Raw genomic sequence first — 1,631 nt, forward strand, 5'->3', positions numbered from 1 at the left:
GACTGGACCTCTGAAAGGAAAGACCCGCCATGCTGACACAGCACGTGCGCAACGGCTGGTATCTGGGAGCCTGGTCCGACGAGATCGGCCGGACGCTCAAGCAGCGCTGGATCACGGACGTCCCGGTGTGCTTCTACCGCCTGCCCGACCGGACCGTCACCGCGGTCGAGGACCGCTGCCCCCACCGCAAGTACCCGCTGTCGCTGGGCCACCTCGACGACGACGGCACCCTCCAGTGCGACTACCACGGCTACCGCTTCGACGGACAGGGCGTGTGCGTCGGGGTCGCCGAGCAGGCCGACCGGCCCAAGGCGGCACTGCGCCGCTTCCCCCTGGTCGAGCGGGACGGCGTCATATGGATCTGGCCCGGAGACCCCGAACTGGCCGACGAGAGCCTGCTGCCCGACACCTCGTGGCTGACCGACCCGGGCTGGACCCACGTGCACGGCGTCGTCCCGCTGAAGGCCCGGCACATGCTGCTCCTGGAGAACCTGCTCGACCTCACCCACGAGACGTTCCTGCACCCGACGAGCATCGGCAACGCCGCCGTCGCCGCGACCCCGATCGACGTCACCGTGGACGGCGACCGGGTCGGCTTCAGCCGCCGCATGATCGGCATCGAGGCCCCTCCGTTCTACGAGAAGTCCTGCGGGCTGACCTCTCCGGTGGACCGCTGGCAGGACGGCGACTTCTACCCGCCGGGCATCTTCGTCCTCAACATCCGCGTCGCGGCCACCGGCACCGAGGAGCCGGACGGCTTCCACATGAAGGTCCTGTACGGGATGACACCGGGACGCGGCAACGAGACACACGACTTCTACGCGCTGGGCCGCGACTACCTCATCGACGACCAGGAGCTCACGAAGTTCCAGCACGAGCAGCAGCTCGCCGTGATGCAGGAGGACGTGGACGCCCTGGAGGCGCAGGAGGTCATGTACGCCACCGACCCGGGCGGCACCGCCGAGTCCAGCATCAAGTCCGACCTCGCCGCACTCCGCGGGCGCCGCGCGGTGGCGAAGATGCTCGCCCGCGAACAGCAGGCCGGCGGCACGCGGCCCCGGGCGTCCGCATGAACGGCCGCCACGTCTTCGTCCTGCTCCACGGAGCCTGGCACGGCGGCTGGGTGTGGCAGCGCGTGGCACCGCTGCTGCGTGCGGCCGGACACGAAGTACACACCCCCACACTGACCGGGGTGAGCGACCGCGCCCATCTGCTCGGCCCGCAGGTCGGGCTCAGCACGCACGTCCAGGACGTGGTGGCCCTGATCGAGGCCCATGACGCCCGGGACGTCGTGCTCGTCGGGCACAGTTACGCCGGGCAGGTCGTCACCGGGGTCGCGGACCGGATCCCGGACCGGCTGGCCAAGCGGGTCCATCTTGACGCCTTCGTCGGCGACGACGGTGACGCGGCCATCGATCTGCTGCCCGAACGCATCGCCGGGCACTACCGGGAGTCCGTGGCCGGACCCGGCTTCGGCTGGCTCATCCCGGTGCGCTCGCTGAGCGTGCTCGGCGTCGAGGACCAGTCGGACCTCGACTGGCTCGGCCCCCGGCTGACCCCGCACCCGTGGCTGACCTACACCGAGCCGCTGCGGCTGAACGGCACGGCGGACCAGGTCCCCGGCGCCTTCG

At 70.8% G+C, this 1,631-nt stretch carries 2 protein-coding genes; both read left to right on the forward strand.

Annotation, left to right across the window (positions count from 1 at the left end; translation table 11 throughout):
- The first annotated feature begins 29 nt into the window (after positions 1–29).
- On the forward strand, positions 30–1,073 hold the full coding sequence (locus ABT063_RS51995) for a Rieske 2Fe-2S domain-containing protein (RefSeq protein WP_351069375.1): 1,044 nt from the start codon (positions 30–32) through the stop codon (positions 1,071–1,073).
- The coding region (locus tag ABT063_RS52000; protein WP_351069378.1) for an alpha/beta fold hydrolase at positions 1,070–1,631 on the forward strand (562 nt) is incomplete at its 3' end. The genes ABT063_RS51995 and ABT063_RS52000, both read left to right, overlap by 4 nt.

The sequence above is a fragment of the Streptomyces sp. NPDC002838 genome (assembly GCF_040295365.1).
Lineage (GTDB): Bacteria > Actinomycetota > Actinomycetes > Streptomycetales > Streptomycetaceae > Streptomyces.